The 24608-nt window shown below is 69.2% G+C and carries 23 protein-coding genes and 2 pseudogenes; 12 read left to right on the top strand and 13 right to left on the bottom strand.

Annotation, left to right across the window (positions count from 1 at the left end; genetic code table 11):
* Positions 1 to 24: 24 nt before the first annotated feature.
* On the top strand, positions 25 to 2286 hold the full coding sequence (locus tag ACQPYS_RS14365) for a glycoside hydrolase family 3 C-terminal domain-containing protein (RefSeq protein WP_433492901.1): 2262 nt from the start codon (positions 25 to 27) through the stop codon (positions 2284 to 2286).
* 13 nt (positions 2287 to 2299) lie between these two features.
* Positions 2300 to 2929 (top strand): alpha/beta hydrolase family esterase, encoded by a 630-nt coding sequence (locus tag ACQPYS_RS14360; RefSeq protein WP_433492900.1) that lies wholly within the window; start codon positions 2300 to 2302, stop codon positions 2927 to 2929.
* Between the two features lie 58 nt (positions 2930 to 2987).
* On the opposite strand, the gene ACQPYS_RS14355 is transcribed toward ACQPYS_RS14360, so the two are convergent.
* From ACQPYS_RS14355 to ACQPYS_RS14325, 7 genes and pseudogenes are all read right to left on the bottom strand, one after another.
* Complete coding sequence (locus ACQPYS_RS14355; protein WP_433492899.1) at positions 2988 to 3269, bottom strand: hypothetical protein; 282 nt, start codon at positions 3267 to 3269, stop codon at positions 2988 to 2990.
* On the bottom strand, positions 3257 to 3490 hold the full coding sequence (locus tag ACQPYS_RS14350; RefSeq protein WP_063034450.1) for a hypothetical protein: 234 nt from the start codon (positions 3488 to 3490) through the stop codon (positions 3257 to 3259). The genes ACQPYS_RS14355 and ACQPYS_RS14350 overlap by 13 nt, the downstream gene beginning before the upstream one ends.
* An 85-nt stretch (positions 3491 to 3575) precedes the next feature.
* Positions 3576 to 5801, bottom strand: a complete 2226-nt coding sequence (locus ACQPYS_RS14345) for an acyl-CoA dehydrogenase family protein (RefSeq protein ID WP_433492898.1) — start codon at positions 5799 to 5801, stop codon at positions 3576 to 3578.
* A gap of 49 nt (positions 5802 to 5850) precedes the next feature.
* The gene (locus ACQPYS_RS14340) at positions 5851 to 6066 is read right to left on the bottom strand and encodes a hypothetical protein (RefSeq protein ID WP_433492897.1); all 216 of its coding nucleotides are present in this window, start codon (positions 6064 to 6066) and stop codon (positions 5851 to 5853) included.
* 184 nt (positions 6067 to 6250) lie between these two features.
* Positions 6251 to 6769, bottom strand: a complete 519-nt coding sequence (locus ACQPYS_RS14335) for an SRPBCC family protein (protein WP_307718752.1) — start codon at positions 6767 to 6769, stop codon at positions 6251 to 6253.
* 154 nt (positions 6770 to 6923) lie between these two features.
* A complete protein-coding gene (locus ACQPYS_RS14330; RefSeq protein WP_433493167.1) occupies positions 6924 to 7079 on the bottom strand; it encodes a hypothetical protein in 156 nt (51 codons plus the stop codon).
* A 37-nt stretch (positions 7080 to 7116) separates the two neighbouring features.
* Positions 7117 to 7260: pseudogene (locus ACQPYS_RS14325) on the bottom strand (FAD-binding protein); the annotation flags it as partial.
* An 11-nt stretch (positions 7261 to 7271) separates the two neighbouring features.
* On the opposite strand from ACQPYS_RS14325, the gene ACQPYS_RS14320 reads away from it, so the two are divergent.
* The 5 genes from ACQPYS_RS14320 to ACQPYS_RS14300 all read left to right on the top strand — a co-directional run bounded on the left by ACQPYS_RS14320 (position 7272) and on the right by ACQPYS_RS14300 (position 11678).
* Positions 7272 to 8498 (top strand): oxygenase MpaB family protein, encoded by a 1227-nt coding sequence (locus ACQPYS_RS14320; RefSeq protein WP_431938206.1) that lies wholly within the window; start codon positions 7272 to 7274, stop codon positions 8496 to 8498.
* A gap of 73 nt (positions 8499 to 8571) precedes the next feature.
* Positions 8572 to 9036: a nitroreductase family deazaflavin-dependent oxidoreductase gene (locus tag ACQPYS_RS14315; protein WP_433492896.1), complete on the top strand. Its 465-nt coding sequence runs from the start codon at positions 8572 to 8574 to the stop codon at positions 9034 to 9036.
* A 386-nt stretch (positions 9037 to 9422) separates the two neighbouring features.
* Positions 9423 to 9626, top strand: coding sequence for a hypothetical protein (locus ACQPYS_RS14310; protein WP_433492895.1), 204 nt, complete (start codon positions 9423 to 9425; stop codon positions 9624 to 9626).
* A gap of 260 nt (positions 9627 to 9886) precedes the next feature.
* On the top strand, positions 9887 to 10648 hold the full coding sequence (locus ACQPYS_RS14305) for an SDR family NAD(P)-dependent oxidoreductase (protein WP_433492894.1): 762 nt from the start codon (positions 9887 to 9889) through the stop codon (positions 10646 to 10648).
* Between the two features lie 148 nt (positions 10649 to 10796).
* The gene (locus tag ACQPYS_RS14300; RefSeq protein ID WP_433492893.1) at positions 10797 to 11678 is read left to right on the top strand and encodes an acyl-CoA thioesterase; all 882 of its coding nucleotides are present in this window, start codon (positions 10797 to 10799) and stop codon (positions 11676 to 11678) included.
* Positions 11679 to 11751: 73 nt separating this feature from the next.
* Here the strand turns inward: ACQPYS_RS14300 and ACQPYS_RS14295 are convergent, their stop codons facing one another.
* The gene (locus ACQPYS_RS14295; RefSeq protein ID WP_433492892.1) at positions 11752 to 12627 is read right to left on the bottom strand and encodes an SAM-dependent methyltransferase; all 876 of its coding nucleotides are present in this window, start codon (positions 12625 to 12627) and stop codon (positions 11752 to 11754) included.
* A 423-nt stretch (positions 12628 to 13050) separates the two neighbouring features.
* Here ACQPYS_RS14295 and ACQPYS_RS14290 point away from each other — a divergent pair, with 423 nt between their 5' ends.
* The 4 genes and pseudogenes from ACQPYS_RS14290 to ACQPYS_RS14275 all read left to right on the top strand — a co-directional run bounded on the left by ACQPYS_RS14290 (position 13051) and on the right by ACQPYS_RS14275 (position 16598).
* Positions 13051 to 14325: a cytochrome P450 gene (locus ACQPYS_RS14290; RefSeq protein WP_433492891.1), complete on the top strand. Its 1275-nt coding sequence runs from the start codon at positions 13051 to 13053 to the stop codon at positions 14323 to 14325.
* A gap of 349 nt (positions 14326 to 14674) precedes the next feature.
* Entirely contained in the window at positions 14675 to 14821 is a 147-nt protein-coding gene (locus ACQPYS_RS14285; protein ID WP_063814553.1) for a DUF1059 domain-containing protein, read from the top strand.
* A 124-nt stretch (positions 14822 to 14945) separates the two neighbouring features.
* A complete protein-coding gene (locus tag ACQPYS_RS14280) occupies positions 14946 to 15659 on the top strand; it encodes a 3'(2'),5'-bisphosphate nucleotidase CysQ (RefSeq protein WP_433492890.1) in 714 nt (237 codons plus the stop codon).
* Positions 15660 to 15777: 118 nt separating this feature from the next.
* Positions 15778 to 16598: pseudogene (locus ACQPYS_RS14275) on the top strand (mycofactocin-coupled SDR family oxidoreductase).
* Positions 16599 to 16731: 133 nt separating this feature from the next.
* Here ACQPYS_RS14275 and ACQPYS_RS14270 read toward each other — a convergent pair.
* Complete coding sequence (locus tag ACQPYS_RS14270; protein WP_174551649.1) at positions 16732 to 17190, bottom strand: MaoC family dehydratase; 459 nt, start codon at positions 17188 to 17190, stop codon at positions 16732 to 16734.
* Positions 17191 to 17522: 332 nt separating this feature from the next.
* Between ACQPYS_RS14270 and ACQPYS_RS14265 the strand changes: the two genes are divergently transcribed.
* Positions 17523 to 18260, top strand: a complete 738-nt coding sequence (locus ACQPYS_RS14265) for a sulfite exporter TauE/SafE family protein (protein WP_433492889.1) — start codon at positions 17523 to 17525, stop codon at positions 18258 to 18260.
* Positions 18261 to 18284: 24 nt separating this feature from the next.
* On the opposite strand, the gene ACQPYS_RS14260 is transcribed toward ACQPYS_RS14265, so the two are convergent.
* The 4 genes from ACQPYS_RS14260 to ACQPYS_RS14245 all read right to left on the bottom strand — a co-directional run bounded on the left by ACQPYS_RS14260 (position 18285) and on the right by ACQPYS_RS14245 (position 24451).
* Positions 18285 to 19472: a zinc-dependent alcohol dehydrogenase gene (locus tag ACQPYS_RS14260; RefSeq protein ID WP_433493045.1), complete on the bottom strand. Its 1188-nt coding sequence runs from the start codon at positions 19470 to 19472 to the stop codon at positions 18285 to 18287.
* A 130-nt stretch (positions 19473 to 19602) separates the two neighbouring features.
* Positions 19603 to 21624 carry a TerD family protein gene (locus ACQPYS_RS14255; RefSeq protein WP_433492888.1) on the bottom strand — a complete coding sequence of 674 codons (2022 nt, stop codon included), beginning with the start codon at positions 21622 to 21624 and terminating at the stop codon, positions 19603 to 19605.
* A gap of 157 nt (positions 21625 to 21781) precedes the next feature.
* The gene (locus ACQPYS_RS14250) at positions 21782 to 22852 is read right to left on the bottom strand and encodes a DNA glycosylase AlkZ-like family protein (RefSeq protein ID WP_433492887.1); all 1071 of its coding nucleotides are present in this window, start codon (positions 22850 to 22852) and stop codon (positions 21782 to 21784) included.
* A gap of 84 nt (positions 22853 to 22936) precedes the next feature.
* Positions 22937 to 24451 (bottom strand): SDR family oxidoreductase, encoded by a 1515-nt coding sequence (locus ACQPYS_RS14245; protein ID WP_063034434.1) that lies wholly within the window; start codon positions 24449 to 24451, stop codon positions 22937 to 22939.
* Between the last annotated feature and the right edge of the window lie 157 nt (positions 24452 to 24608).

Below are 24608 nucleotides of genomic sequence, written 5' to 3'. Positions count from 1 at the left end.
TGCCGAACCGCCAGGAGGAGTCGTATGCCGGACCCGATCGCGTCCACCCCGGACGACCTCGTCACCCCGCTGTCGGTCGAGCAGCGTGCCCGGCTGGGCAGTGGCCGCGACTTCTGGTCGACCGAGCCGATCGGCGATATCCCGTCGATCACTCTCTCCGACGGCCCGCACGGCCTGCGCTACCAGAAGCCGGACCACGCCGGTGACGCGCTCGGAATCGGCCCGAGCATTCCGGCCACCTGTTTTCCGCCCGCGGTGGGGCTGGGGCAGAGCTGGGATCCGGAGCTGGCGGCCCTGGTGGGGGCGGCGATCGGCCAGGAGGCCCGGGCCGCGGGTGTGCACATCGTGCTGGGGCCCGGGATCAACATCAAGCGGGATCCGCGCTGCGGCCGCAACTTCGAGTACTACTCCGAGGATCCCCGGCTGACCGCCGCGCTGGCCGGCGGCTGGGTCCGCGGACTCCAGCGGCAGGGTGTGGGCGCATCACTGAAGCACTTCGCGGCGAACAATACCGAACACGAACGGATGACCTCGAGTTCGGATGTCGATCCGCGCCCGCTGCGCGAGATCTATCTGCACGCGTTCGGGCACGTGGTGCGGGAGGCCGCCCCCTGGACGGTGATGTGCTCCTACAACAAGATCAACGGCGTGTACGCGGCGCAGAACCACTGGCTGCTCACCGAAGTCCTGCGCGAGGAGTGGGGGTTCACGGGGGCGGTGGTGAGCGACTGGGGCGCGGTCGACGACCGGGTCGCCGCGGTCGCCGCCGGACTGGATCTGACAATGCCCGGCGCCGACGCGGCCGGTGACCGGCGCGTGGCCGCCGCGGTCGCCGACGGCTCGCTGGAACCCCGGGTCCTGGAAGCGTCCGCGCGTCGTATTGCGGCCCTGGCCGTCCGTGCTGCCGGCCATGCCGATCCGGCGACCGAGTGGAATGCCGACGAGCACCATGCTCTCGCCCGTACCGTCGCGAGCCGCTGCGCGGTGCTGTTGAAGAACGAGCACGACCTGCTACCCCTGTCCCCCGGCGGGCATATCGCGGTGCTGGGCGAATTCGCGACCGTACCGCGCTACCAGGGCGGCGGATCGTCTCATGTCACCGCCACCCGGGTCGATATCGCGCTGGACGAGATCCGCGCCCACGCCGGATCGGCGCTGGTCACCTACGCACGCGGCTTCGATACCGGGTCCGATTCCGCGGCCACGGATCTGCGCGCGGAGGCCGTCGAGGCGGCTGCCCGGGGCGATGTCGCCGTACTTTTCCTGGGGCTCACGGCCGCACAGGAATCCGAGGGTTTCGATCGCGACCATATCGAACTGCCCGCGGACCAGCTCGAGCTACTGCACGCCGTCCGCGCGGTGCAGGACCGAGTCGTCGTGGTCCTGGCGCACGGCGGTGTCCTGCGGCTGGCGCCCGTCGTCGCGGACGCGGACGCGATCCTGGACGCGGCACTACTGGGCCAGGCGGCCGGTGGCGCGGTCGCCGACCTGCTGTTCGGCATCACCGCACCGACGGGCCGGTTGACCGAGACGATCCCACTGCGGCTCGCCGATGTGCCCGCCTACGACAATTTCCCGGGCGAACAGGGCCATGTCCGCTACGGAGAAGGGATCTTCGTCGGTTACCGCTGGTACGACCGCCGCGAACTCGAGGTGAGTTTCCCGTTCGGACACGGACTGACCTACACCACTTTCGCCTACGCCGAACCGCATGCGATAGCCGATGCGGATGGAGTCACGGTGACGGTGCGAGTGACCAACACCGGCGCCCGCGCGGGCCGGGAAGTCGTCCAGGTCTATACGAGCCCGGTGACCTCGTCGATACTGCGCCCGCCGCGGGAACTCGCCGGTTTCGCGACGGTGGAGCTGGAACCCGCTGCGGCGCAGAAGGTCACTGTCCGGATACCCCGGCGGGAACTCGCCCGCTGGCACGAGCCCGCCGGTCGCTGGATCGTGGAAGGTGGCGAATACCTGCTGTCCATCGGTCGTTCCAGCCGGGATCTGCCGGTGCGCGCGACCGTCCGGGTCGACGGCGACGAGATCCGGGTACCACTCACCCGGGAATCGACCCTCGCCGAGGTCATGGCGAACCCAGTGGCCGGACCGGAACTCGGCGCGAAACTCCGGCCACTCATCGGTGAACCCGGGAGTTCGGCGGGTACCGATCCGGGGGTGGATATGGCGCGAATGATCGGTTCCATCCCGATCGGGCGGATCGCCCTGAACCTCGGCGGGCTGATGACGGCCGAGGAACTCGACGCGCTGCTGGCCCGCGCGAACAGCTGAAACACGAGGCGCGATGCGCGTCGCGCCCGCGGCCGGCCGGAGGGCGCGCCGCGGGCACGTCCAGGGCCCGAAACTGTGTGAATCCAGAATTACGGCAAGCACCGAGTTCGGCGCCTATGGACGCACCCACGGCTTCGTCACCCTCACCCCGCAACTACTGCGGCCCGGCGTGCCCCGCTGGGACTTCGGACCCGGGTTGGCCGATATCGGCTATCTGGCGGATCTGCTCACCGAGGTGGAATCCACACTGTGCGTGGACACCCGGCGGATCTACGCCACCGGGCTGTCCATGGGCGGTTTCACCACCTCGTCACTGGGCTGCCAGCTGGCCGATCGGCTCGCCGCCATCACCCCGGTGGCGGAGCTGACCGAATTCGACTGGTGCACACCCGCCCGGCCGGTCCCGGTGATCACCCTGCACGGCACCGCGGACCCCATCGTCGCCTACGAGGGCGGCACCGGCCCCAACGCGCGGCTGCTCCCGTCGCCGGACGGATCCGGTTCGGCCGATCCCGCGCACGGGGACCGGAAGTGGAAGGCCTTGGCCCGCATTCGATTCCGGAGAGTGCCGCCGCCTGGGCCCGGCGCAACGGATGTGCGGCCGAGCCGGTCGAGCAGCAGGTCACCGGCGATGTGGTCCTAACGGCTTATCCGTGCCCGGCGGGGGCCGAGGTCCAGCTGTGGTCGGTGATCGGAGGCGGTCACCTCTGGTTCGGCACCCCATCGGAAATCTTCCCAGCGGCCCTGGTCGGCACCGACACCGAGTCCATCAGCGCCACCGCGCTCATCTGGGACTTCTTCCGCGCGCACCCGCTGAGCTGAGGTCGATCAGCCCAGCGCGGCGCCCGCGCCCGGTCGTACTCCGCGGCGAGCCGGTCGACCACGGCCGCGGTGGGACCGATCTCGGTCACTGCGCCGATACCGTGCCCCGCGCCCCAGATATCGCGCCACGCCTTGGCCGCACCGGAGTTCAGGAACCCCAAGGCGGTGCCGCCCCCGGCGTCGGGGCCAACTCACCCGCGATCCGGGTGAGCCATTTCCGCAGCTTGTCGGTACTACGCGTTATGAGCGCCGGGAAAGAGCCGACGGTCCCCGCCTTCGACTGGGCGAGGACCAGTTCGGAACCGGACACGATGAACATGGGAGCGGCGATAACGGGTAGGCGCAGGCCGGCGCGCAGGATCGCGGGTAGTCGCTCGGTCACGCTACCGACGGGGTAACAGGGGTGCCCGCCCTCGGTTATGGGTCGATCCGGGGTCCCGGGCACACCGGGCCGGGCGGTCCGCGCGTTATTTGCGAGGTAACCCGAGCACCAGCGTCGCGATGGTGTTGAGCTGGATCTCCAGCGTCCCGCCGCCGATGATCCAGGTGGGAATATCCAGTTCGTGGTGCACCGGTTCAGAGACCGCTTCACCGAGGGCTCCGGCCGGGCCGATCAGGTTGAGGGCAGCCGCCGCGGCGTCGGTGTGCAGCATGGAAGCCGCCGCTTTGGCGACACTCGTCGCGGGGCCGATCGGCTGACCGTCCAGCCGCCGGATCGTCTCGCGCAGATTCAACGCCGAGACTGCCGCGCCCCGCGCACTGATACGACCGAGCGTGCGCAGCGCGTCGTCCCGGCTGCCGGCGTACTCCTCGCGCTCGATGATCTCCCTGATCCGCTTGTTGTGGCCGGGATCGCGGACACCGCCGATGAAAAGCCGTTCCTGCGCCAGCGTCTCCAGGGTCAGCGTCCAGCCCTGCCCCGGCTCGCCCAGGACCATCGAATCGGGCACGAAGGCGTTGTCGAAGAAGACCTCGTTGAACTCGGCATCGCCGCTGGACTGGGTGATCGGGCGGACCGTCACCCCGGTGCCGTGCATATCGACCAGGAACATGGTGAGCCCGCGGTGCCGTTCGGCGTCCGGGTCGGTGCGGCCCAGCAGCAACCCCCAGTCGGCACGATGGGCCAGCGTGGTCCAGATCTTCTGCCCGTTCAGCTCCCATCCGCCCTCGACCCGGGTGGCCCGTAGGCTCAGGGAGGCGACGTCGGATCCGGCCTCCGGTTCGCTGAACAGCTGGCACCAGATCTCTTCGCCGCGCAGCGCGGGAGCCGCCAACCGGTCCAGTTGTTCGGGTGTGCCTCGGTGCAGCACGATTGGTACCACCCACTGCCCGATTCCCATGGAGGGCTGGGTGATCCCGTGGCGGTCGTACTCGTCCTGCAGGATCAGCTGTTCGAGGGGCCCGGCCTCGATCCCGTAGGGCCGCGGCATCGGCGGCGAAACCAGGCCGTTGTCGGCCAGCAGCGTCCGGCGCGGGCCGGGGTTCACCGCATCGCTGTCGCCGATTTTCGACGGACCCGGGTTGTCCAGTTCCGCTGCCCGGTCCAGGATCTCCGAAACCTGTTCCCGAAAAGACGAATCCGTCTCGGGCAGGGGCACGGTGAAGGTACGCGGACCGTGCAGGGCCGCCTCGCCCAGCCGCCGCTCCCACGATTCCACCGGTCCGGCCAGCGCGGCCAGCGCGATGGCCCGCCGCCAGTAGAGATGCAGATCGTGCTCCCAGGTGAACCCGATCGCGCCGTGTAGGCCGAGACATTCCACGGCCGCGTGTACCGCGTTGCCGAGAGTGCTGAGCGCCGCCCCGGCGACCGCGTGCGTCCGCTGTCCTGCGTCGTCGTCCAGGCCGCGAATCGCGTCCCAGGCCGCTGCGGTGGCGAGTTCGCTGGTGATCCGTAGTTGCGCGGTGCGGTGCTGTACCGCCTGGAAGGCGCCGATCGGCCGGCCGAACTGGGTACGCGAGGTGACATAGGCGGTGGCGGTGTCCGAACACCAGCGGATCACCCCCGCGGCCTCCACGGCCGATAGTGCCACGGCGACCGCGACGGCCCGCTCGGTATCGAGTGCGACCGGCGCCTCGACGGCGACCGAGGTGAACCGGATACTCCCGATATCGCGGCCCAGGTCGGCTCCGTCCTGCACCTCGACCTCGAGTCCCACGGCCGTCCGGTCGACGACGAACCATCGGATCTCCGTCCCGGACGCCGCGGCCACCACGAACAGTTCGGCCGAGGCGGCACCCAGCACCGGCCCGGTCGCGCCGTTCAGCAGTACGGCATCGCCGGAGCCGCCCGCCATCGTGATCGCGTGCTCGGGCGCGACTACCGCGCCGGTCGCCCCGGCGGCGAACTTCCGCAGCAGGACCTCGACGCGGTCCTCCCCCGCCGCGGCGGCGAGGACCGCGCTCGCGACCACGGTGGGCAGCAGCGGACCCGGCAGCAGCGCCCGCCCGGATTCGGCGACCACCACCGCCAGATCGTCGAGGGTGCCGCCCTGGCCGCCGATCGATTCCGGCAGATGAACGCCGGCCAGGCCGAGTGCCACCAGGTCGGGCCAGAAATCTGGCCGGACACCCGCTTTCAGGCGTTCGGTGTTCTCGCGGAGGTATCCGCGACCGGCGCGGCGGTCGGCGAATCCGGTCACGGTTTCGGCCAGTGCCGCCTGGTCGGCGGTCAGCGCTACAGGCACGGTTCTCATTCCGGTCGAGGGGCACGGTCTCTACGGGAGCTCTGAATTAGAACCCGTTCTACTCGCCGCGGAGCGATTCGCACAACCCGATCCGGGTGGACCGGGCCGAACTGGATGCGGCCTTCATCTCCCCGCGGGTCTCGGCGAGGGCGAAATCCCAATCGATGGGCATCGGGATCTCGGACACCGGCAAACCGGCAGCCGCGGCGTCCCGGCGCGGCAGACCACCGCGCCGTGCCCCGTCCCGGAACGCGACGGCCGGGACAGCCGACAAGCAGAGCGCCCGTGAGATCCTCCGCGGACAAGGGCAGAAGTAGACATCTGCCCGGACCAGCGCCAATAACCAATCGGATGCTCGGCCGAACCCTGCGTCCTGATAACGATCGGGCTTATCAACGCACTGATCGGAGCTGGATTACGGCAACCCTGTGGCCCCGTTCCTCGCAGGTGAGGCGGGTTCAGAATTCGCGGCCGGTCTCGAGTTCGGCCTTCATCCGTTCCAGGGTCCGCCGGATATTGCCCTTCTGGAATTCGGCGAAGCCTCGCTTCCCGGTGGCGATCCGGTCGAACCACAGGGCGGGCGTATCCGGCCAGCCGGCGCGGTCGTCGTACCAGGTCTCGGTGATCCGGGTGCCGCCGGCCACTTCTTCGAACCGGTACTCCCAGGTGGCCACAGCCACCGGCAGCAACGGCTTCCACACTCCCCACCGACGGACCTCGAAGACGAAGCGGCCCGGCCGCTCGGCGACCACCACCGTGCATCCGGTGTGCCAGCGCATGGCGCCGCGCCGATTCGCGCCGATGAACTCCATTCCGGGGTAGACGGGCCGGCCCGGCTCCGGGACCACGGCCCCGGTGTTCTCCGGACTCCACCTGCCCATCTGCGTCACATCGGTCACCGCGTCGTAGGCAGTCGCCGGATCGATGTCCACCACGATACTGTCGGACACCTGAGTGGTCCGGGAAATCTTCACCACGGTCGTAGCTCCTTGTCGGCCCCGTATTACTCGTCGATCCTAGGCACCGCGGCCCCGGCTCCGAGGTCGGCGCAATGCCGGCCCGGCCGGCGTACCGGCGCGTCCGTACCGGCCCCGAACCGGTTCCCGGCCGGCGGCGCGACCGCCGTGCGGATTACCGCGCGACCGGATTCCCCGTACTCAGCGGTGACGATCGGCCGCGGCGGCACACCAGACCGTCGGCGACCAGGATCCGGCGGGCCACCGCCCGGAACCAGACATCGACACCGTATCGAGCGAAGGCCCGCTCGGCGCCGGTGATGTACAGCATGTCCAGATCGATGGTCGGATAGCCGATCGAGCAGAGTCACCTGTTTCCCGGCCTCGGCCAGCCATATCGCGGCGGCCAGGCCGGCGAGCCCGCCTCCGATCACGACTATCGACGGGCATCGTTCATCTGCGTCTCCCGGGCCTCGCAGATCCCATGATTGACACAATGTAACACAGTCCATACATTCGTTTCATGGGTTCCGACAACACGGGTGCCGCGATTCCCACCCGACACCCCGCCGCTCCGGTCCGGGTCCCAGGACTGCGACCGTTCGCCCTGCTGATGGGTATCGGCGCGCCCGACGCCGAGCAGTGGGACGCCATGGGCACCTCCCTGCTGGTCGGGGACGAACCGATGGATTCGCTGGTCGACTGGATGATCACAACGGGGATGGGCGCCACCCGGCCGCTGTTCGAACAGGCCCTGCGCGCCGGTATCGATTCGGTGCCGGACGCCCCCGCCCCGCTGCGCGAATTCTTCACCGCCGTGGAGACACCCCCACCCTGGTTGGACGAGCAGGCGCTGCGCCGCGGCGAACAGGTCCTGCGCCGCGGCGGATTCGACGGGCTGTACCTGGCACGGGATGTCTCCTTCCTCGGCGGCTATCTCGCCTCGGGCTTCAACAAGACCCTGCTGCGCACCGGAGCCCTGGAGAAGGGTCCCGCGCAGCGGTTCGCCGAAACCATGCAGTGGGCGCTGGACGTCCAGAACGGAATGGAGACGTTCGGTCCCGGCTACCGTTCGACCCTGCACGTCCGCTTCGTCCATTCACTGGTCCGCCGGCACGTGGGCGCCATGCCGGACTGGGACGGCGACGCCTGGGGACTACCGATCAATCAGACGGATATGGCGGCGACGCTGGTCGGCGCCCTTATCGCACCGTTCATCGGCGGGATGGCGATGGGCATCCTGCCGTCGCGGGCGGACCGGGAAGCGGCCGCTCATCTCGCGCGCTACGTGGGGTGGCTCATGGGCGTCGCCGACGAATGGCTACCCACCGGATTCCGCGACAGTGTGCGGATCCTCTACCACTGCATGACCGCCATCACCAACCCGGACGAGACCACCCGCCGGCTCGCGCTGCCGATGGCGAACGACCCGCTCACCTGGAACTACCCCAACCTGCCGTGGCTGCGCGGCAGAATCGCCCGCGCACAGCACCTTTCGATCGCCACCATGTACCTGGGCCCCGCCGCCATGCGCAAGCTCGGACTGTGGCCGTATATGCCGCCGTGGTATCCGATGCTGCGGTTGCCGGTCAATCTCTTCCGCAGCACGGCCGCCCGGATCAGCCCGGGCGCGCGGGCACGCGCCGAAGCGCGGGGTATACGGGAGCAGAAGGCGTTTCAGCGGATGCTGGTCGCCTCCGGACCGGCGACCGTCGGACTCGCCGCGCAGAACCTCCAGGTCGGCACCTAGGATCGGCGAGATCGCCACGCACGCATTGTGGCCGGTTCGGCTAGGCTGGGAGTCGTGCGCAGTGAAGATGTCCATGTCCAATTCTGCTGAATCGAGTCCCGCCCGGCAGTACACTCCGGGTCGGCTGCACCGGATCGAGAACACCGTGATGACCGCCCTGCCCCGGGCCGGTGTGGTGCCGCACTCCTACGTACTCACCACCCGCGGTCGACGCACCGGCCTGCTGCGACACAATCCGGTGCTGATCGTCGAGCACGACGACCGGCGATGGCTTGTCGCTCCGTACGGCGCGGTCGGCTGGGTCCACAATGCCCGAGCCGCCGGGCGGGTGCGGCTTGTCCGGCGCCGAACCGGCAGCGACTACCTCCTCCGCGAGGTCTCCGACGTCGAAGCCGCGCCCGTGCTGCAGCGCTACATCCAGATCGCGTCCGCGACACGAAAGTACTTCGCGGCTACCCGCGATGATCCCGTCGAACACTTCGTCGCCGAGGCCGAGCGGCACCCCGTCTTCGAACTTCTCGACCCCGCCACCGACTGAACAACACCACCCCGATCTGACGACATCAGCCCTCACCCGGCGGGCTAGATGTACTGACCATGAACGTTGATGACGGCGTGTCGAGCTGACAAAGGCGAAGACCTCCGAGTGAAGTGCGAGCTGTCCAGGAACGCACCCATCCATCGGAGGTCTTCGTGCTCCACCGTAATGCCCCATCGTCGGAGTGGGGCCGGTTACGGCTGGCTCGTTGTGTCGTCGAGGACGGCTGACCACTACGCCGAGCAGCCGATTCGCCTGGCCGATTTCCCCGACGCACCGGCGGCTCGGCCAACAACCGCGTCGACCAAGTTGTCAAGACCGTGAGTACCCGCGCGCGAAAACCGATACCCTCCCGCCTCCACTGCTCGATTCGCTGGGGCATACCGATGACATTCACCGACCGCCTGACCGCGGCGCTGGCCGCATCCGCCACCGACGACATCTTCGATCCGCACGCCGAGCTCGGCGAACTGCTCGCCGGTATCGGTACACAGCAGCGAGACCGCGGCCCGATCACCTTCCGCAGCGCCGATCCGGTGGTGCCGATACCTTCGCCGCCGATATCCCGATGGGCCACTATCAGGGCGTGACGAGCAGGTCTGGATGTCGCAGACCCCGGGGCTCTACCGCACAGTCCTGGTGCCGCGCGGATCCGGCCGGCCCGAATGCCGGTCGGACTGATGCGGGATCCGTCGCGGTGGACCGGCTCGGTCTGCCCCGAGCGCCCGACCGGCACTATCACCGACACTTCTACGAAAACCGTGGCCCGGCCGCACCCCGCCGCTATAACGTAGGCCGGTATACGTTCGGCGTGCGACGACCGGGCATCACACCGAGAAAGACAGGGACCATGGAGATTCAGGGAACACGTGCAGTCGTCGTCGGCGGCGCCTCCGGGATGGGACGGGCCAGCGCCGAACTCCTGGCCGCGCGCGGGGCCGAGGTCGTGATCATCGACCGGACCGCGAGTGAGGGCAACAAGGCCGCGGCCGATCTCGGTGGTTCCTTCTTCGAGGCCGATGTCACCGACCATGCGGGAATCGAAACCGTGCTGGCCGACGCGGTGGCCGAGCTGGGCGGCCTCGATATCGCCGTCAACACCGCCGGCGGCGGGATCGCCAAGCGCACTCTGTCCAAGACAGGGCCGCACGATCTGGAATCGTTCACCCAGATCATCAATCTGAACCTGATCGCCACCTTCAATCTCAACCGGCTGCAGGCCTGGCATATGAGCCAGGGCGAACCTGATGCCGACGGCGAACGCGGCGTCATCATCAATACCGCCTCCATCGCCGCCTTCGAGGGCCAGATCGGGCAGGTCGCCTACACCGCCGCCAAGGCCGGTATCGCCGGCATGGCGTTGACAATGGCACGCGACCTCGGCTCGGTCGGTGTCCGGGTGCTGGCCATCGCGCCGTCGCTCTTCGATACCGGCATCCTCGCCGGAGTGCCGGAGGAGATGGTCACCCCGCTGGTCGCCGGCAATGCCTTCCCCAAGCGGATGGGCCGCCCGGAGGAGTACGCGAAGCTGGCCGCCGCCATTGTCGAGAACGGCATGCTCAACGGCCAATGCCTGCGGCTGGACGCCGGAATGCGCTTCGCGCCCAAGTGAATCGCCACGAACCGGGGCACGGCCGGCCCGCGCTCCGGAACCGTGCCGGTGTCCGGCGCCCCGCCGCGCCGGACACCGGCACCATAATGGGATCCGACCTTGTCCGAAATCGCGGCACACGGCCGTATCGTGCCCCACGGAGGTGGCCATGACCCTGGAGAGCGTGCGGCCCGCGGAATCGGTGGCCGACCGGCTCGCTCTCGAACGCGTCGGGGACCACCGCTTCCGTGGCCGCACCCACGACGGGCCCGCACGCCGCAGCTACGGCGGCGAAGTCGCCGGTCAGGCGGTGCTGGCGGCAGGGTTTACCGCCCCGGTGGACCGGCCCATCCATTCCGCGCAGACCTATTTCCTGCTTCCGGGCGACACCACCGTGCCCACCGAGTTCGTGGTGGAGCCGGCGCGGGACGGCGGCTCCTTCTCCACCCGGCGGGTCGAGGCGACCCAGAACGGTCGCGTGATCTTCACGATGCTCGCCTCGTTCCATCGCTCCGAGGACGGTTTGGCCCATCAGGTCGCCGCACTCGACACTCCCGGCCCCGACGAGGTGCCCGATCCGGCGGAGATCTTCGCCGAGGACCGCGATGCCATGCGCTGGACCACCACTTTCCTCGACGCGCTCGGGGTGGACGCCCGGTTCCCCGATCCACCCGCCCGCGCGCACGCCATGCGCGGCGCCGCCTCCGGACCGCGGCAGCGGGTATGGCTGCGCACCCGGGCGCCGGTGCCCGATACAGGTCTGGAGCAGGCCGCGTGCCTGATGTATCTGAGTGATCTGCTGTTGCTCTCGGCGACGACCGGACCGCACGGCGAGGCCCTGCGCGACCGAGAACTCCAGGTGGCCACGATCAACCATTCGATCTGGTTCCACGCACCCCTGCGGGTCGACGACTGGTTCCTGCACGATCAGTACGGACGCTGGGCGGGTGGTGGTCGTGGGCTCGCGCACGGTGAGATCCTGGACCGGGCGGGTCGGCTGTGCGCGACCACGATGCAGGAGGGGTTGATCCGACCCCGCACCTCCCGCTGACCGGGGTGCGTCGGCCACTGTCCACGGTTCGTTCGAAGAGCTCACGGCATCCGTAATCAACCGGGTCCACGTCTCACCTGTCGCCGGGCGGAGCCACCGGACGCTCGCTCTTACGCCCGACACCGCCCAGCAGCAGCCGTTCCTCGACGGTCTGCGGCGCCTGCACCGGCCCCGCGGGCCACCACTGGTCGACCGGAACCACCCCGGGATCGACGAGTTCGAGTCCGTCGAAATAGGAAACGATCTCCTCCCGGCTCCGGTACCAGCCGGTCCCCAGCCCGCGCTCCAGGAAGCGCCGCTCCACCGCCCGGGCCAATTCGTGCGCGGGCGAACCGTCGGCCGGATCCCAGTAGTGCGTGATCGCCACGAAAGAGCCCGGGCTCAGCGCCTCCACACACCCCGCGACGATCCCCAGCGGATTCGCCGCGTCCTCGATGTGATGTAGCACCGAACCGAAGAGGACGGCCACCGGCCGCGCGCGGTCGAGATAGCGCCACACCGCCGAATTATGCCCCAGGACATCGGGATCGGTCAGGTCGCCGTGGAGGTATACCGTGTCCTCGTTGGTCTCCAGCAGCACCCGGCCGTGCACGACACACATCGGGTCATTGTCCAGGTACACGACCCGAGCCCGCGGAGTCACCAACTGGGCGATCTCATGGGTATTTCCCACGGCCGGCAGCCCGGCACCCGCGTCCAGGAACTGATCCACCCCCACGATTCCCGCGAGATACCGGACCACCCGGCGCATCCAGGCCCGGTTCCGCCGGGACACCTCCGCTATCCCCGGCGCGACCTCCAGCACCGAGTCGAGTGCTCGGCGATCGACTTCGAAGTTGTCCTTACCACCGAGACTGGCGTCGTGCACCCGGGCGATACTGGCCCGAGAGGTGTCGACCCCGACGGGCGGGCGGGCTCCGACCGGTGCACGGAAGGGCGTGTCTGTCATCGGTTTCTCTCTGTCCGGTTGTGGTGCGGCACGATATGGGCACGAAGGGCTCGACGCTCGTGACGACCACGGTGCGGCGGATTCATCGTTCGGAGAACAGATTCCTCGACGAATGTCTCGAATCGATAAGTTTTCGCTTCCGTACGCAGAAATTCTCGGTCTTGTCCGGTCCTGTCGGAGACTCGGACACCGTCTCCGTGCGGCAGGGCAGATCTCGGGAGACCGGCACGGAAGTGTTCGACGTATCGGGACGTGCCGACGCCTCTCCGCGACTTCCGGCAGCGAGCACGCCGAGCGCCACCCGATTCACCGGAAGCAGCCGCCGGGAACCAGGCCGCGCACTACAGTATTCCTACCGGCGCGCGCTCGTCCCCGGCCTGCACCGCGTGCGGTACCCATGGTCTGCCGAGCCCGGAGCCGCTCATGAAACCTGCCGACAGCGCCCCGGCCACAACCCGCCGCTTCCACCGGCTCGATATCTCCGGACCGGCGTTCTGGGCTCGTGACTTCGCCGCCCGCGACGAAGTCTTCGCCCAGTTGCGCACCGAACCCGGACTTACCTGGCACGCACCGGCACCCGCGGTATTCCCGCATTCCGAACCCGGCTTCTGGGCGGTGACCCGGCAGCACGATATCGCCTACATCAGCCGGCACCCGGACCTGTTCACCTCGAGCCTGGGTATCAGCATGGACCCGATGCCGGTGGAGTTGCAGCGGCCGACCAGTTTCTTCCTCACCATGGACCCGCCCCGGCACACGCGGTACCGGCGCCTCATCAGCGCCGCGTTCACCCCGAAACAGGTGCGCCGCATCGAAATCCAGATCCGCGCCAACGCCGCCGAGATCGTCGACGAGTTCCTCGCCGACCTGCGCGGCGAGGAACCGGTGGACCTCGTGGACAGCCTCTCGCGCAAACTGCCCATGCGTACTGTGTCGGACATGATCGGCATCGACCGTGCCGACCGGGAAACCGTCGCGTACGCGGCCGAGGCGATGTTCGGCTCCAGCGACGAGGAATACGCGAGCCTCGAGGAACGGGCCGGTTTCTTCATGTCCCAGTTCACCGTTCTGCACGGCACCGCAACAGAACTCGCCGCACGCCGCCGCCGCGCACCCCGCGACGACCTGATGTCCGCGATCGTGACAGCGGAGGTGGACGGTCACCGTCTCACCGACGAAGAGATCGGTGCGTTCATGGTCCTGCTCGCTTCCGCGGGAAACGACACCCTGAAACAGACCACCTCCCACGGCTTCAAGGCGTTGATCGACCATCCGGCGCAGCGCGAATGGCTGCTCGAAGATCCGGCGTCCCGGCTCGGCGGCGCGGTCGAGGAGTTCATCCGCTGGGCGACCCCGGTCGTTCATTTCGCCCGCCACGCGGTGACCGATACCGAGGTCGCGGGCACCCGGGTGCGGGCGGGCGAGAAACTGGTGCTCTTCTACTGTTCGGCGAATCGCGACGAGGCCGCACTCGACGCGCCCCATATCTTCGACCTCACCCGCGATCCCAATCCGCATTCTGGTTTCGGCGGCGGCGGAGCCCACTTCTGCCTGGGTGCGTGGCTGGCCAGGATGCAACTGCGACTGCTCTTCCATGAGCTGCTCTCCCGGATCCCCGACGTGGTGCTCGACGAACCGGAATACGTCCACAGCGATTTCGTCCACGGCATCAAACGGATGCCGGTGCGGCGCGCCTGATCAGAGCTCGAGAATCACCGCGCCACCCCGGCCACCACCGGCGCGGAGGACGCCATCGAAGGATCGTCCGGTCGCTGGTCCGTGCGGCGCCGATGATCACCGGCGTCGCCATGCTTTCCACCTTTGCCGACCGGGCAGTGGGGTGCGCCGAGGTCCGGGCCGCCTTGCCGGCGTGACACGGTGGGCGGCCGCCCGAGCCGAACAGCACGGAATCCCTGGCGGCGGACCCGGTCCGGTGTCCCGCGCGCCGGGGTCCCGGCTACGGTCGCGGCAGCCTCCGAAAGCCGTCGTCCCGGCCACCGGAGACGTACGCTGTTCCCGTTCGTTGAACGCGAAGAAAGGAACTTCCGTGAAGACACGGCTCAACTGCCCCTGTGGCGAGCATCTGACCGGCGCCACCGAGGACGAACTGGTCGATGTGGTGCGTAAGCATCTCACCGAGAACCATCCCGGCCACGATTACTCGCGCGACGAGATCCTGTTCATCGCCTACTGACCTGCCGCGCCGGCCCGTCCGGGTCGGTGTTCCGCCGGTCCGGTCCGCGGAACCGCGGGACGAATGCACCGGTCGCGTCGTGGTATATGGATCTGGGCGGCACCGCTCGCCGGGAAGGATCCGCATGGACGACCACACACTCGCCGCGACATTGGCCGGCGAAGCCGGGGAACTACTGCTCGGCATCCGGGACCTCGGGGGCGCTGTCGGCGACCGGCGGTCCGATAACTTCCTGCTCGGGCGGCTGGCCGCCGAACGCCCGGCGGACGCGGTGCTCTCGGAGGAATCGCCCGACGACGGCGACCGCGTTCGGCGGTCCCGGGTGTGGATCGTCGACCCCCTCGACGGGACCCGGGAGTACGGTGAACCCGCACGTGCGGACTGGGCGGTGCACGTGGCGCTCGCGGTGGACGGAAAGCCCGCCGCGGGAGCGGTCGCGCTCCCGGCCGAGGGCCTGGTGCTGCATACCGGCCGGCCGCCGATCCTCCCGCCGCCCCCGCCGCCCGGGGCCGTGCGGGTGGCGCTGTCACGCAACCGGCCGTCCTTCGAGGTCCGGCGAATGGTGGCCCGCCTGGAGGCGACCGAGGTCCCGATGGGCTCGGCCGGCGCCAAGGCGATGGCGGTGGTCCGGGGCATCGCCGATATCTACGCCCATTCGGGCGGCCAGTACGAATGGGATTCCTGCGCACCGGTCGCGGTGGCGGCCGCGGCCGGGTTGCACGTCTCCCGCCTGGACGGAAGCCCGCTGATCTACAACCGCCCCGATCCCTATCTCCCCGATCTGCTCATCTGTCGGCCGGAGCTGGCCGAACTGGCCCTCAAAGCGCTGTCGGAGTAGCCCGCGGGCGCCGCGCACGCCCACACCGACCCACCCCGCTCACATCCCGGTGCGTGCACGACGCGGCCCGGGCGGCACACAATGGTCGGATGTGTTCGCGACGACAGGAGAGCGGCAAGTGAGCGGTCGACTGTCCGGCAGAGTAGCTTTCGTCACCGGCGCGGCGCGCGGTCAGGGCCGGGCCCACGCCGTCCGGCTGGCGGCCGAGGGCGCCGATATCATCGCGGTGGACCTGTGTGGTCCGCTGCCGCACGCGGTTCCCTACGACGCGGCGACTCCCGGCGATCTCGACGAGACCGTCCGCCTGGTGGAGGAGACCGGGCGCGAGATCGTCGCCGACGCGGCCGATACCCGCGACCTGGCCGCGCTACGGACCACCGTCGATGCCGGGATGGCCGCATTCGGCCGGCTCGACGTGATCGTCGCCAACGCCGGAATCTGTATCCCCGAACCGTGGGACGCCATCACCCCGGAGTCGTTCCAGGCGGTTCTCGACACCAATGTCACCGGCACCTGGAACAACGTGATGGCCGGCGCGCGCCGGATCATCGAGGGTGGGCGGGGCGGCTCGATGATCCTGATCAGTTCCGCCTCGGGTGTGGCGATGCAGCCGTTCATGGTGCACTACACCGCCAGTAAACACGCCGTCACCGGGATAGCCCGCGCGCTGGCGGCCGAACTCGGCAAACATTCGATCCGGGTCAACAGTGTCGCCCCCGGCCCGGTCGCCACGCCGATGGGTTCCGGGGACATGGTCGGCGCGCTCATGCGGGCCGCGGAGACCAATGGACTCCTGGCGCGGATGACACTCCCCTGCTGCCGGACGGCATCGCACAGCCCGAGGACATCTCCGACGCGGTGTGCTGGCTGGCGAGCGACGAATCCCGGTTCGTCACCGCCGCCAGCATTTCGGTCGATCTGGGCGCGGCCCAGTATTGAGCCACCGGTTCGCGGGGCCACCGCCCCCGAGCCTTCGCGGTGGCACCGTGACCGTCGCCGATATGCTCGCGGCCCGCAATATTCGTGGAATCATCCGCTTCACCGACGCGGACCGTTGACCCGCGGGGCCGGGTCAGAACACGACTCGGCTCACCGCCTCCGCGATCAATGCCGGCTTCGACCCACCCTCGATCTCCACCGTGTGCTGGACGACCAGCTGCAGCGCCCCGCCGGACACCTCGGCCGCGTCGGCGAGCACGGCCGTGGACCGCACCTTCGCGCCCACCGGCACCGGACTCGGGAACCGGACCTTGTTCGAGCCGTAGTTGATGCCCAGTTTGGCGTTCGCGAAGCCGAAGATCCGCGAGCCGAGCAGCGGCAGCAGGGACAGCGTCAGGTAGCCGTGGGCGATGGGCCCGCCGAACGGGCTCTCCCGTTTCGCGCGCGCGGGATCGACATGGATCCACTGATGATCCCCGGTGGCCTCGGCGAACTGGTCGACCATCCGCTGGGTGACCTCCACCCAGTCGCTCGTGCCCAGGGTCTCCCCCACCGCGGCGAGAACTTCATCCTTGCCGGTGAATGTGCGCACAGTCCGTCTCCTCGGGTTCGTGCCGCGCCGTCGCGGCATCGCCTGTTCCCTGATAGGTATTCCGCACTTCGGGCACGAGTTCAACCCTTTATGAGACATTTTCTTTATTCGTCGTAAATACTGTGGCGCCGACGCCCTACGCCCCGACGCCGATCATCGGCCGGCCGCCGCCCCCGGATAACCCGTACGCCCGTTATGCTGCGGCGGATCGTCCCGGCACGATCCGGCAACGGCGCCGCGACGACCGCACACCGCTCGGTGTCCCCGGCCGTCCCTCCCCCGACCTCGGCGGTGCCCGCCCGCCGGTATCAGTTCCACGAGGAGTTCCGCCCTTGACCGTGCTCACCTTCTGTCTCGTCACGGTCGCCGGATTCTTCGCCGGGCTCGTCGGCTACGTAACCGGTATCGCCTCGCTGATCTCGTATCCGGCCCTGCTCGCCGCCGGACTCTCCCCGGTGTCGGCCAATGTGACCAATACGGTCGCCATGGTTGCCGTCGGAGTCGGCTCGACCGCGAAGGCTGGCGCGGCGATCAACGACAACTCCCGGGCGCTGCTCGTCCATGCCGGCTGCGCCGCCCTCGGCGGCCTCGGCGGTGCTGTCCTGCTACTCACCACCTCGGCGGAGGTCTTCGCCGCCGTTGTACCCTTCCTCATCGCCATGGCCTCCGCGAGCCTGCTGCTGCAACCCAAACTCCGCGAACTCGCCGGCGGCCGGACCTTCCCCCGGCTCTACCCGCTCGCCACCGCGGTCGTCGCCCTCTACGGCGGCTACTTCGGCGCGGGGGTCGGCGTCATGTTCCTCGCCCTGATCCTGGTGTGCACGTCGGAGACCATCTGGCGGGCCAGTGTGCTCAAGAGCGTGCTGACCGGCGTCGCCAACCTGGTCGCGGCGGTCGGATTCGCCGTCTTCGGGCCGGTGCACTGGCTCGCCGCGGTGGCCATGGGCCTCGGTGCGTTCGCCGGCGGATGGTACGGACCCCCGCTGGTAGCCCGCCTCCCACCGACCGCCATGCGCATCGGTGTCGCCCTGTGCGGATTCGGGCTCGCCGGCTATCTCGCGATCACCTGATCTGGCCGGCGACCGGAAGCCGGCTCACGCGGCGGGGTCGAGCACCACTTTGACCGCGCCGTCCCGCTTGGCCTGGAACATCCGATAGGCCTCCGGCGCCGCCGACAACGGTATCCGGTGGGTGGTGAACGAATCCACGCCCAGCGGGTCGCTGTCGTCGAGCAGCGGGAGAATGTCGTCGGCCCAGCGCTTCACATTCGCCTGGCCCATCCGCAATTGGATCTGCTTGTCGAACAGGATCCGCATCGGCATCGGGTCCACCGTTCCGCCGTAGACACCGACGATCGAGATGGTGCCCCCGCGACGCACGATATCGATCGCGGTATGCAGCGCCGCGAGCCGGTCCACACTCACGGTGTCCATCGCGGGCCGCGCCAACATGGTCGGCATCAACGACGCCACGCGCTGCGCCGCGGCGGCCAGTGGCGACCCGTGCGCTTCCATCCCGACCGCCTCGATCACCGAATCGGTTCCTCGGCCTTCGGTGCGCTCGCGAATGGCATCGGCCAGGCCGTCACCGACCGCCCGCAGATCGATGGTTTCGATACCGCGCGCGGCGACACGCTCCAGCCGCTCGGGAACCAGATCAACCCCGATCACCCGTAGCCCGCGGTGGTGCGCGACCCGGGCGGCCATATCACCGATCGGCCCCAGCCCGAGCACTGTCACCGAACCTCCCTCCGGGACACCCGCGTACTCCACGGCCTGCCAGGCGGTCGGCAGCACATCGGACAGGAACAGGTAGCGCGTATCGTCCGCGTCGGACGGTACCCGGATATGGGTGAAATCCGCATGCGGTACCCGCAGGTATTCGGCCTGGCCACCCGGCACCTGGCCATACAGCTTCGAGTAGCCGAACAGCGCCGCCCCACAGCCCTGATCCCGGACCTGGGTGGTCTCGCACTGTGTCATCAGACCCTGCCGGCACATCTCACACCGGCCGCAGCTGATCTGGAACGGCACCACCACCCGGTCGCCCACCGACAGATTCCGGATATCGGCCCCCACCTCTTCCACGATGCCGATCGGCTCGTGGCCCAGCACATCGCCGGGGGTCATATAGGCACCGAGCAGCTCGTATAGATGCAGATCCGAACCACAGATCGCCGTGGAGGTCACCCGGACCACTGCGTCGCCCGGCTCCCGGATCCCCGGGTCCGGCACCTCCTCGACCGATACATCCCGCTTGCCCTGCCAGGTCACCGCCTTCATCTCCGCCACCTCCGGACTCGAGTTCTACCGCCCCGGCAGGACGACATGGGCCGCGATCCGGTCGGGACGCGACTGCCGGGGCCGATCCGTCAGCGGCTACCCGCGACCTCCTGGGACAAACAGGCCGCCTCTACTCGCCGACCGCTCCGGCCGCCGCGGGCGGCAACAGCTCGGCCTGTTTCGGGGCGGCGGGGGTCCACTCCCGAACTGGCTGTACGACCTTTCCGTAGAAGTCGTCGACGGAGGAGGTCACGCTGGTGATGAAACTCGCCGCGGTTCCAGAGCGCCGGTTGCCCATCGGGAAACTCTGTTCGAGCGTGAAGGAGACGATCTCACCGGTCCGGCCGGTGGTCAGCACCTTGGGATCGGCGCGCACGATGTCCAGGTACTCACAGGTGGTGTGGCCGCGCTCGGAGAACACCGCCTCGACCTGCACCGCATCCGGCGCCTCCGCGAGCTGTTTGAGCAGCCACGACAGCCGCCGCAGCGACGTCCCCTCGCCCGGTGCCGCAACCGATAGACGAGAACGGATCCGGTTCGTCCGGATGTCCGCGACAACCACGAGATCACCGGCCGTCTCCGGGATCCGCAGCACCGCCTCGAAAAGCCCGTCGGCGGCCAGCCGCTCCGCCACCGCGGCGTTCCGGACCGCCGGATCGGAGGCGTGCCGGCGCGGCAGTACGTGGTTCACGGTGACACCGAGTTCGGCGGTCAGCCGCAATGCCAGGTGACGCGACAGCGACACCCACCGCTCGGCGACCGCCGCCGCCTTCTGGTCACCGCCCCGCAGGGTGCCCGAGGTGACGGCATCGCGCACCGCGACCCAGTGCCTGCCCATATCCACGAATTCCGTTGCCCCGGATCGCGGATGGTCCAGGTAACGCAGGAACTCGCCGAGCAGCCAGGTCTGCAACGGATCCTCGACCCCGCCGTGCGCGAGCAAGCGGCGCGCCTCGTGTGAGACCTCGGCCCAGGACAGATGACGCAGGGCGACCTTGGTGAGTTTACGGCGATCCACCTGTACCGGTAGTTCGCCGGCGGCCGCGGGAATGTCGTTGGACAGGCTGATCACCGCGTCGTACTTCTTCTTGCGCGCCACATCGAGATAGCTCTCCAGCTGCTCGCGCCGCAGTTTCCCGCCGCCGGTCTTGACCTCCAGCAGACCGGTCCAGAGCCGGCCACCGCGAGCCACGCGCAACACGGCGTCCGGGATCACCCTTGCGTCACCGCGGTCGTACTGGACTTCGAAATAGCCCTCGAACGCACCCGCCGGTGCCCCGACCCGCGCACACAGTGCTCGCGCGAACGGACGAACCGCCTGCATGGTGGCGACCAGCGCGGAAGTGGCCCGGCGTTCCTGCTCCTCACCGGCGCCGACCCCGGCCACCGAGAACAACCGCGCGGGCTGCCACGCTTCGTTCTCGGCCAGCACGAACTCGATCGGCTTGCTGGTCGGCGCCGCGCGCTTGGCGGTCCGGACACCGCGGCGCCTCGGCTGCGACGGCGGGGTGTCCGTCGCAGCGGCCTCCACCGCATCGTCGGCGGGAGTATCGGAAACTGCCGGCACCGCCGTCCCGGGCTCCGGCGGATCGGTCGGTGTGCTCGGCCGGTCCGCGGCGTCGTCATCGACGGACACCCCGAAATCCGTGACCAGACCGGCCAGCCCAGAATCCCAGCCCTGCCCGACCGCGCGAACCTTCCACGCGTCGCCGCGGCGGTACACCTCGCCGAAGACAAACGCGGATTCGTTCACCGCGTCGGCGGTGACGTATTCGGCCAGCAGGTGCCCCGCCGCGTCGACCACCCGGAACGCGAGTTTGCCGAGATCGCCGAATGTACCCGTGACGAGACTGCCGGCCAGCGCGACCGTCTGCACCTCGGCGGGTACGGCCGAGAGGTCGAGCGCGACCCGGGCCTGTGCCCCTTCCTCGGTCACGCTGGTGCCCAGGAAACGGACCGATCCGTCCCGGGATTCCGGTTGGTTGTAGAACACGAAGTCCGCATCCGAGCGGACCTTTCCGGCCTGGTCCAGCAGGAGTGCGGAAGCATCGACTTCCACCTCCGATTCCGTCCAGCCGAGCACCACATCCAGCTGCAGCACATCACCCGGCAGCTGCAAGTTCTGTCCCTTGGACAGCAACGGAGACATCATGACCCCACCTCGATCCGACCCAAACGTGTTATGTGTCACCCGAAGATCGAGGCGGCCGGTGGTGTCGTTACGGTCAATCTGTCCGAAAAGCGCGGTTGCACATACATTTCCGCGCAGCGACGGTGGGGACGCCGAGCACGCGCCACCTTCGCGTGAATCAGTTCGGGCTCAGGAAGGTGTGCAGCCGTTGGATTTCCGCGTCCAGGGCGGTGGCGAAAGCTCGGCCCTTCGGGGCGCCGTCCACGTATCCGACCTCGACCGCGCTACCCGGGCCCGCGCAGTTCGCCCAGCCGATCACGCGGTCGCGCCACAGCATCGGCATCGCGTAATACCCGCGGACCCGCTGGGCGACCGGGGTGTAGGCCTCGAATCGATAGTCCCAGCCCCAGACCCGGCCGAAACGTTTCCGGTCCCAGACAAGGGGATCGAAGGGTGCGAGGAAGCGGACCCGGGCCTGGGGCGTGCGGTCGGTGGGCTCCAGGTCCGACGGCCACAGATAGCGGACTCCGTCGACGGTCAGGGCGGACAGTTCGCCGCCGGCCAGGAGTTCGCGGATGGTCGCCGAACCGGTCGCGCCGCCGATCGGACGGACGATGCGATTGACCGTGGCGGCCAGAGTCGATTCGGTGGCGGGGGCGAGCGTGCGCGCCACCCGCAGTGCCAGCGCCCGCCGGCGCTCGGCCGGGTCCAGGACGGCATCGGGGAGTTCGGCGATCTCGTAGCGCCGGATGCCGGAAACGCGGTCGGCTACCCGCAGCAACCCGTACCGGTGGAGTTCCTCGAGCGCGACGGTGGTAGCCGACGAGGTGCCGCCCCATGCGTTGACCACACCGCGGTGCCCGAAATGCGCTTGCAGCTCGCGCGGGTGCACCACACCGCGTTCCCGGACGAAATCCAGTACCGCCGCCGACTGCTCGTTGTGCGGGAATTGGCCGTTCGTACCCCGTGGGTGGTGGCGGGGATGCAGGTAGGGACGCAGCCGGGGCACGGTGTATCCGTAGGCGTAGAGGAGATCCTCGTCGATGCCGAGCGCGCGGTAGTCGCGGTCGAGATCACCGGCCCGGTAGCCGCGCACCCGGTGGCGCAGGATCAGATCCTGCGCCCGGGCGGGCGACCGGATGGGGTCGGCCTGCACGAACTCCAGCTCGGCCAAGGCCTCGGTGAGTGAGCCCGGACTGCGCGGCAGTGACCAGGCGACGGCGTGGGAACGCAACCATGCCAACGACATGGGCCCGAGGGTATCGGCGCCCTCCGACACCGTGCCGCGCCACCCGCGCGTACCCGGCCGGAAAGGGCCGTCACCGGGCAGGATTCAGCGCGCCGGACGATGCAGCAGGCTCAGCACACGGCGGCGGCCGGACCCGCTGCGACCGCCGTCGGCCTTCTCGGCCGCGCCGGTGATGTTCCGGGTCATTCCGCCGAATACCAGAGCGTGGAAGGGCACGATCGACTTCCAGTACAAATGTCCGGCCAGCCCGTGCGGCTCGAAAACGGCACGCTGCCGGTAGATCGCCCCGGCATGCCCGTTACCGGGACGCACTTCCAGCTCGAGCCAGGCCCGGCCCGGCACCCGCATCTCCGCGCGCAGGCGCAACAAAGTGGGCCGTTCGATCCGTTCCACCCGCCACCAGTCCAGCGCCTCCCCCTCGTGGAGGCGGTGCGGGTCGCGCCGGCCCCGACGCAGCCCGACCCCGCCGGCGAGGCGGTCCAGCCAGCCGCGGAGCGACCAGGCCAGCGGGAAGGAATACCAGCCGTGTTCGCCGCCGATGGACTCGATCACCGTCCACAGCGCGGCGGGATCCGCAGTGGTCGGACGTTCCCGGAGGTCCTGGTAGAGGGATCCGCCCGACCACACCGGGTCCGTGGGCAACGGCTCGGAGGGCGCGGGGCCGGCATCCGACCAGCGGGTCGGCACATCCGAATCCCGGATGCGGGTCAACGCCAGTTCCACCGCGCGGCGGACCCCGGTGAGGCCGTCGTCGGGGTCGGGGATATGTGCGGCGATCTCGTGCTCGGCGCATACGACATCGTTGACCAGGGATTCCATCAGCGGTACCGCGATCGCCCGGGGCACCGGCGTCACGAGATTCACCCATTGCGCCGACAGCCACGGCGTCAGCACCGGCACCGGGACGATCACCCGCCGCGGCAGCCCTGCCACCTCCGCATACACCCGCATCATCTGTTCGTAGGTGAGGACATCCGGACCCCCGATATCGAACGCGCCGGTCACGGTGGCCGGGAGTTCCGCCGCCCGGGTCAGGTAGTACAGCACGTCCCGGACGGCGATCGGTTGGATCCGTGACCGTACCCAGCGCGGGGTGACCATCACCGGCAGCCGTTCGGTGAGGTAGCGCAGCATCTCGAAACTGGCCGAACCCGAACCGATGACCACTGCCGCCCGGAACACCAGCGCGGGCACTGCACTGTCGAGCAGGATCCGGCCGACCTCCGCGCGCGAGGACAGGTGCCGGGACAGGTCCTGTCCGGCGGGTGCTATCCCACCCAGGTAGACGATCCGGCCGAGGCCGGCCGCCGCGGCCTCCCGGGCGACGATGGTCGCCGCCTCGCGGTCCACGGTGTCGAAATCCGCGCGGGTCAGCGAATGGACCAGGTAGTACAGGACCTCTTGGTCCGCCAAAGCCTCCCGCACGTCCGCGGCGACCGTGACATCACCGCGGATGATCTCCACCCGGTCGTGCCACGGCGCGTCGGTGAGCTTGCCCGGGGTCCGCGCGAGCACCCGCACGGTATGACCGGCGCGCAGGAGTTCCGGTACCAGTCGGCCACCGAGGTAACCGGTCGCCCCGAACACCACACAGCGCATAGCACTCCTTCGTCGAGGTTGCCCGTGACCGCGGCCCCGCGAAGAACCGCTGCTGGGCGCTCGCCGCGACCGCCCGGCTCGTGGCCGCGGCGTGCCCTGCCGAGGAGGTGGTTCTGTCCACCGCTCCCTGTGGAGGCTAACCCGGGGACGGGGTCGT

The sequence above is a fragment of the Nocardia grenadensis genome, assembly GCF_050942415.1.
Taxonomy (GTDB): domain Bacteria; phylum Actinomycetota; class Actinomycetes; order Mycobacteriales; family Mycobacteriaceae; genus Nocardia; species Nocardia grenadensis.
This window is presented reverse-complemented; position numbering and strand designations above follow the sequence as displayed.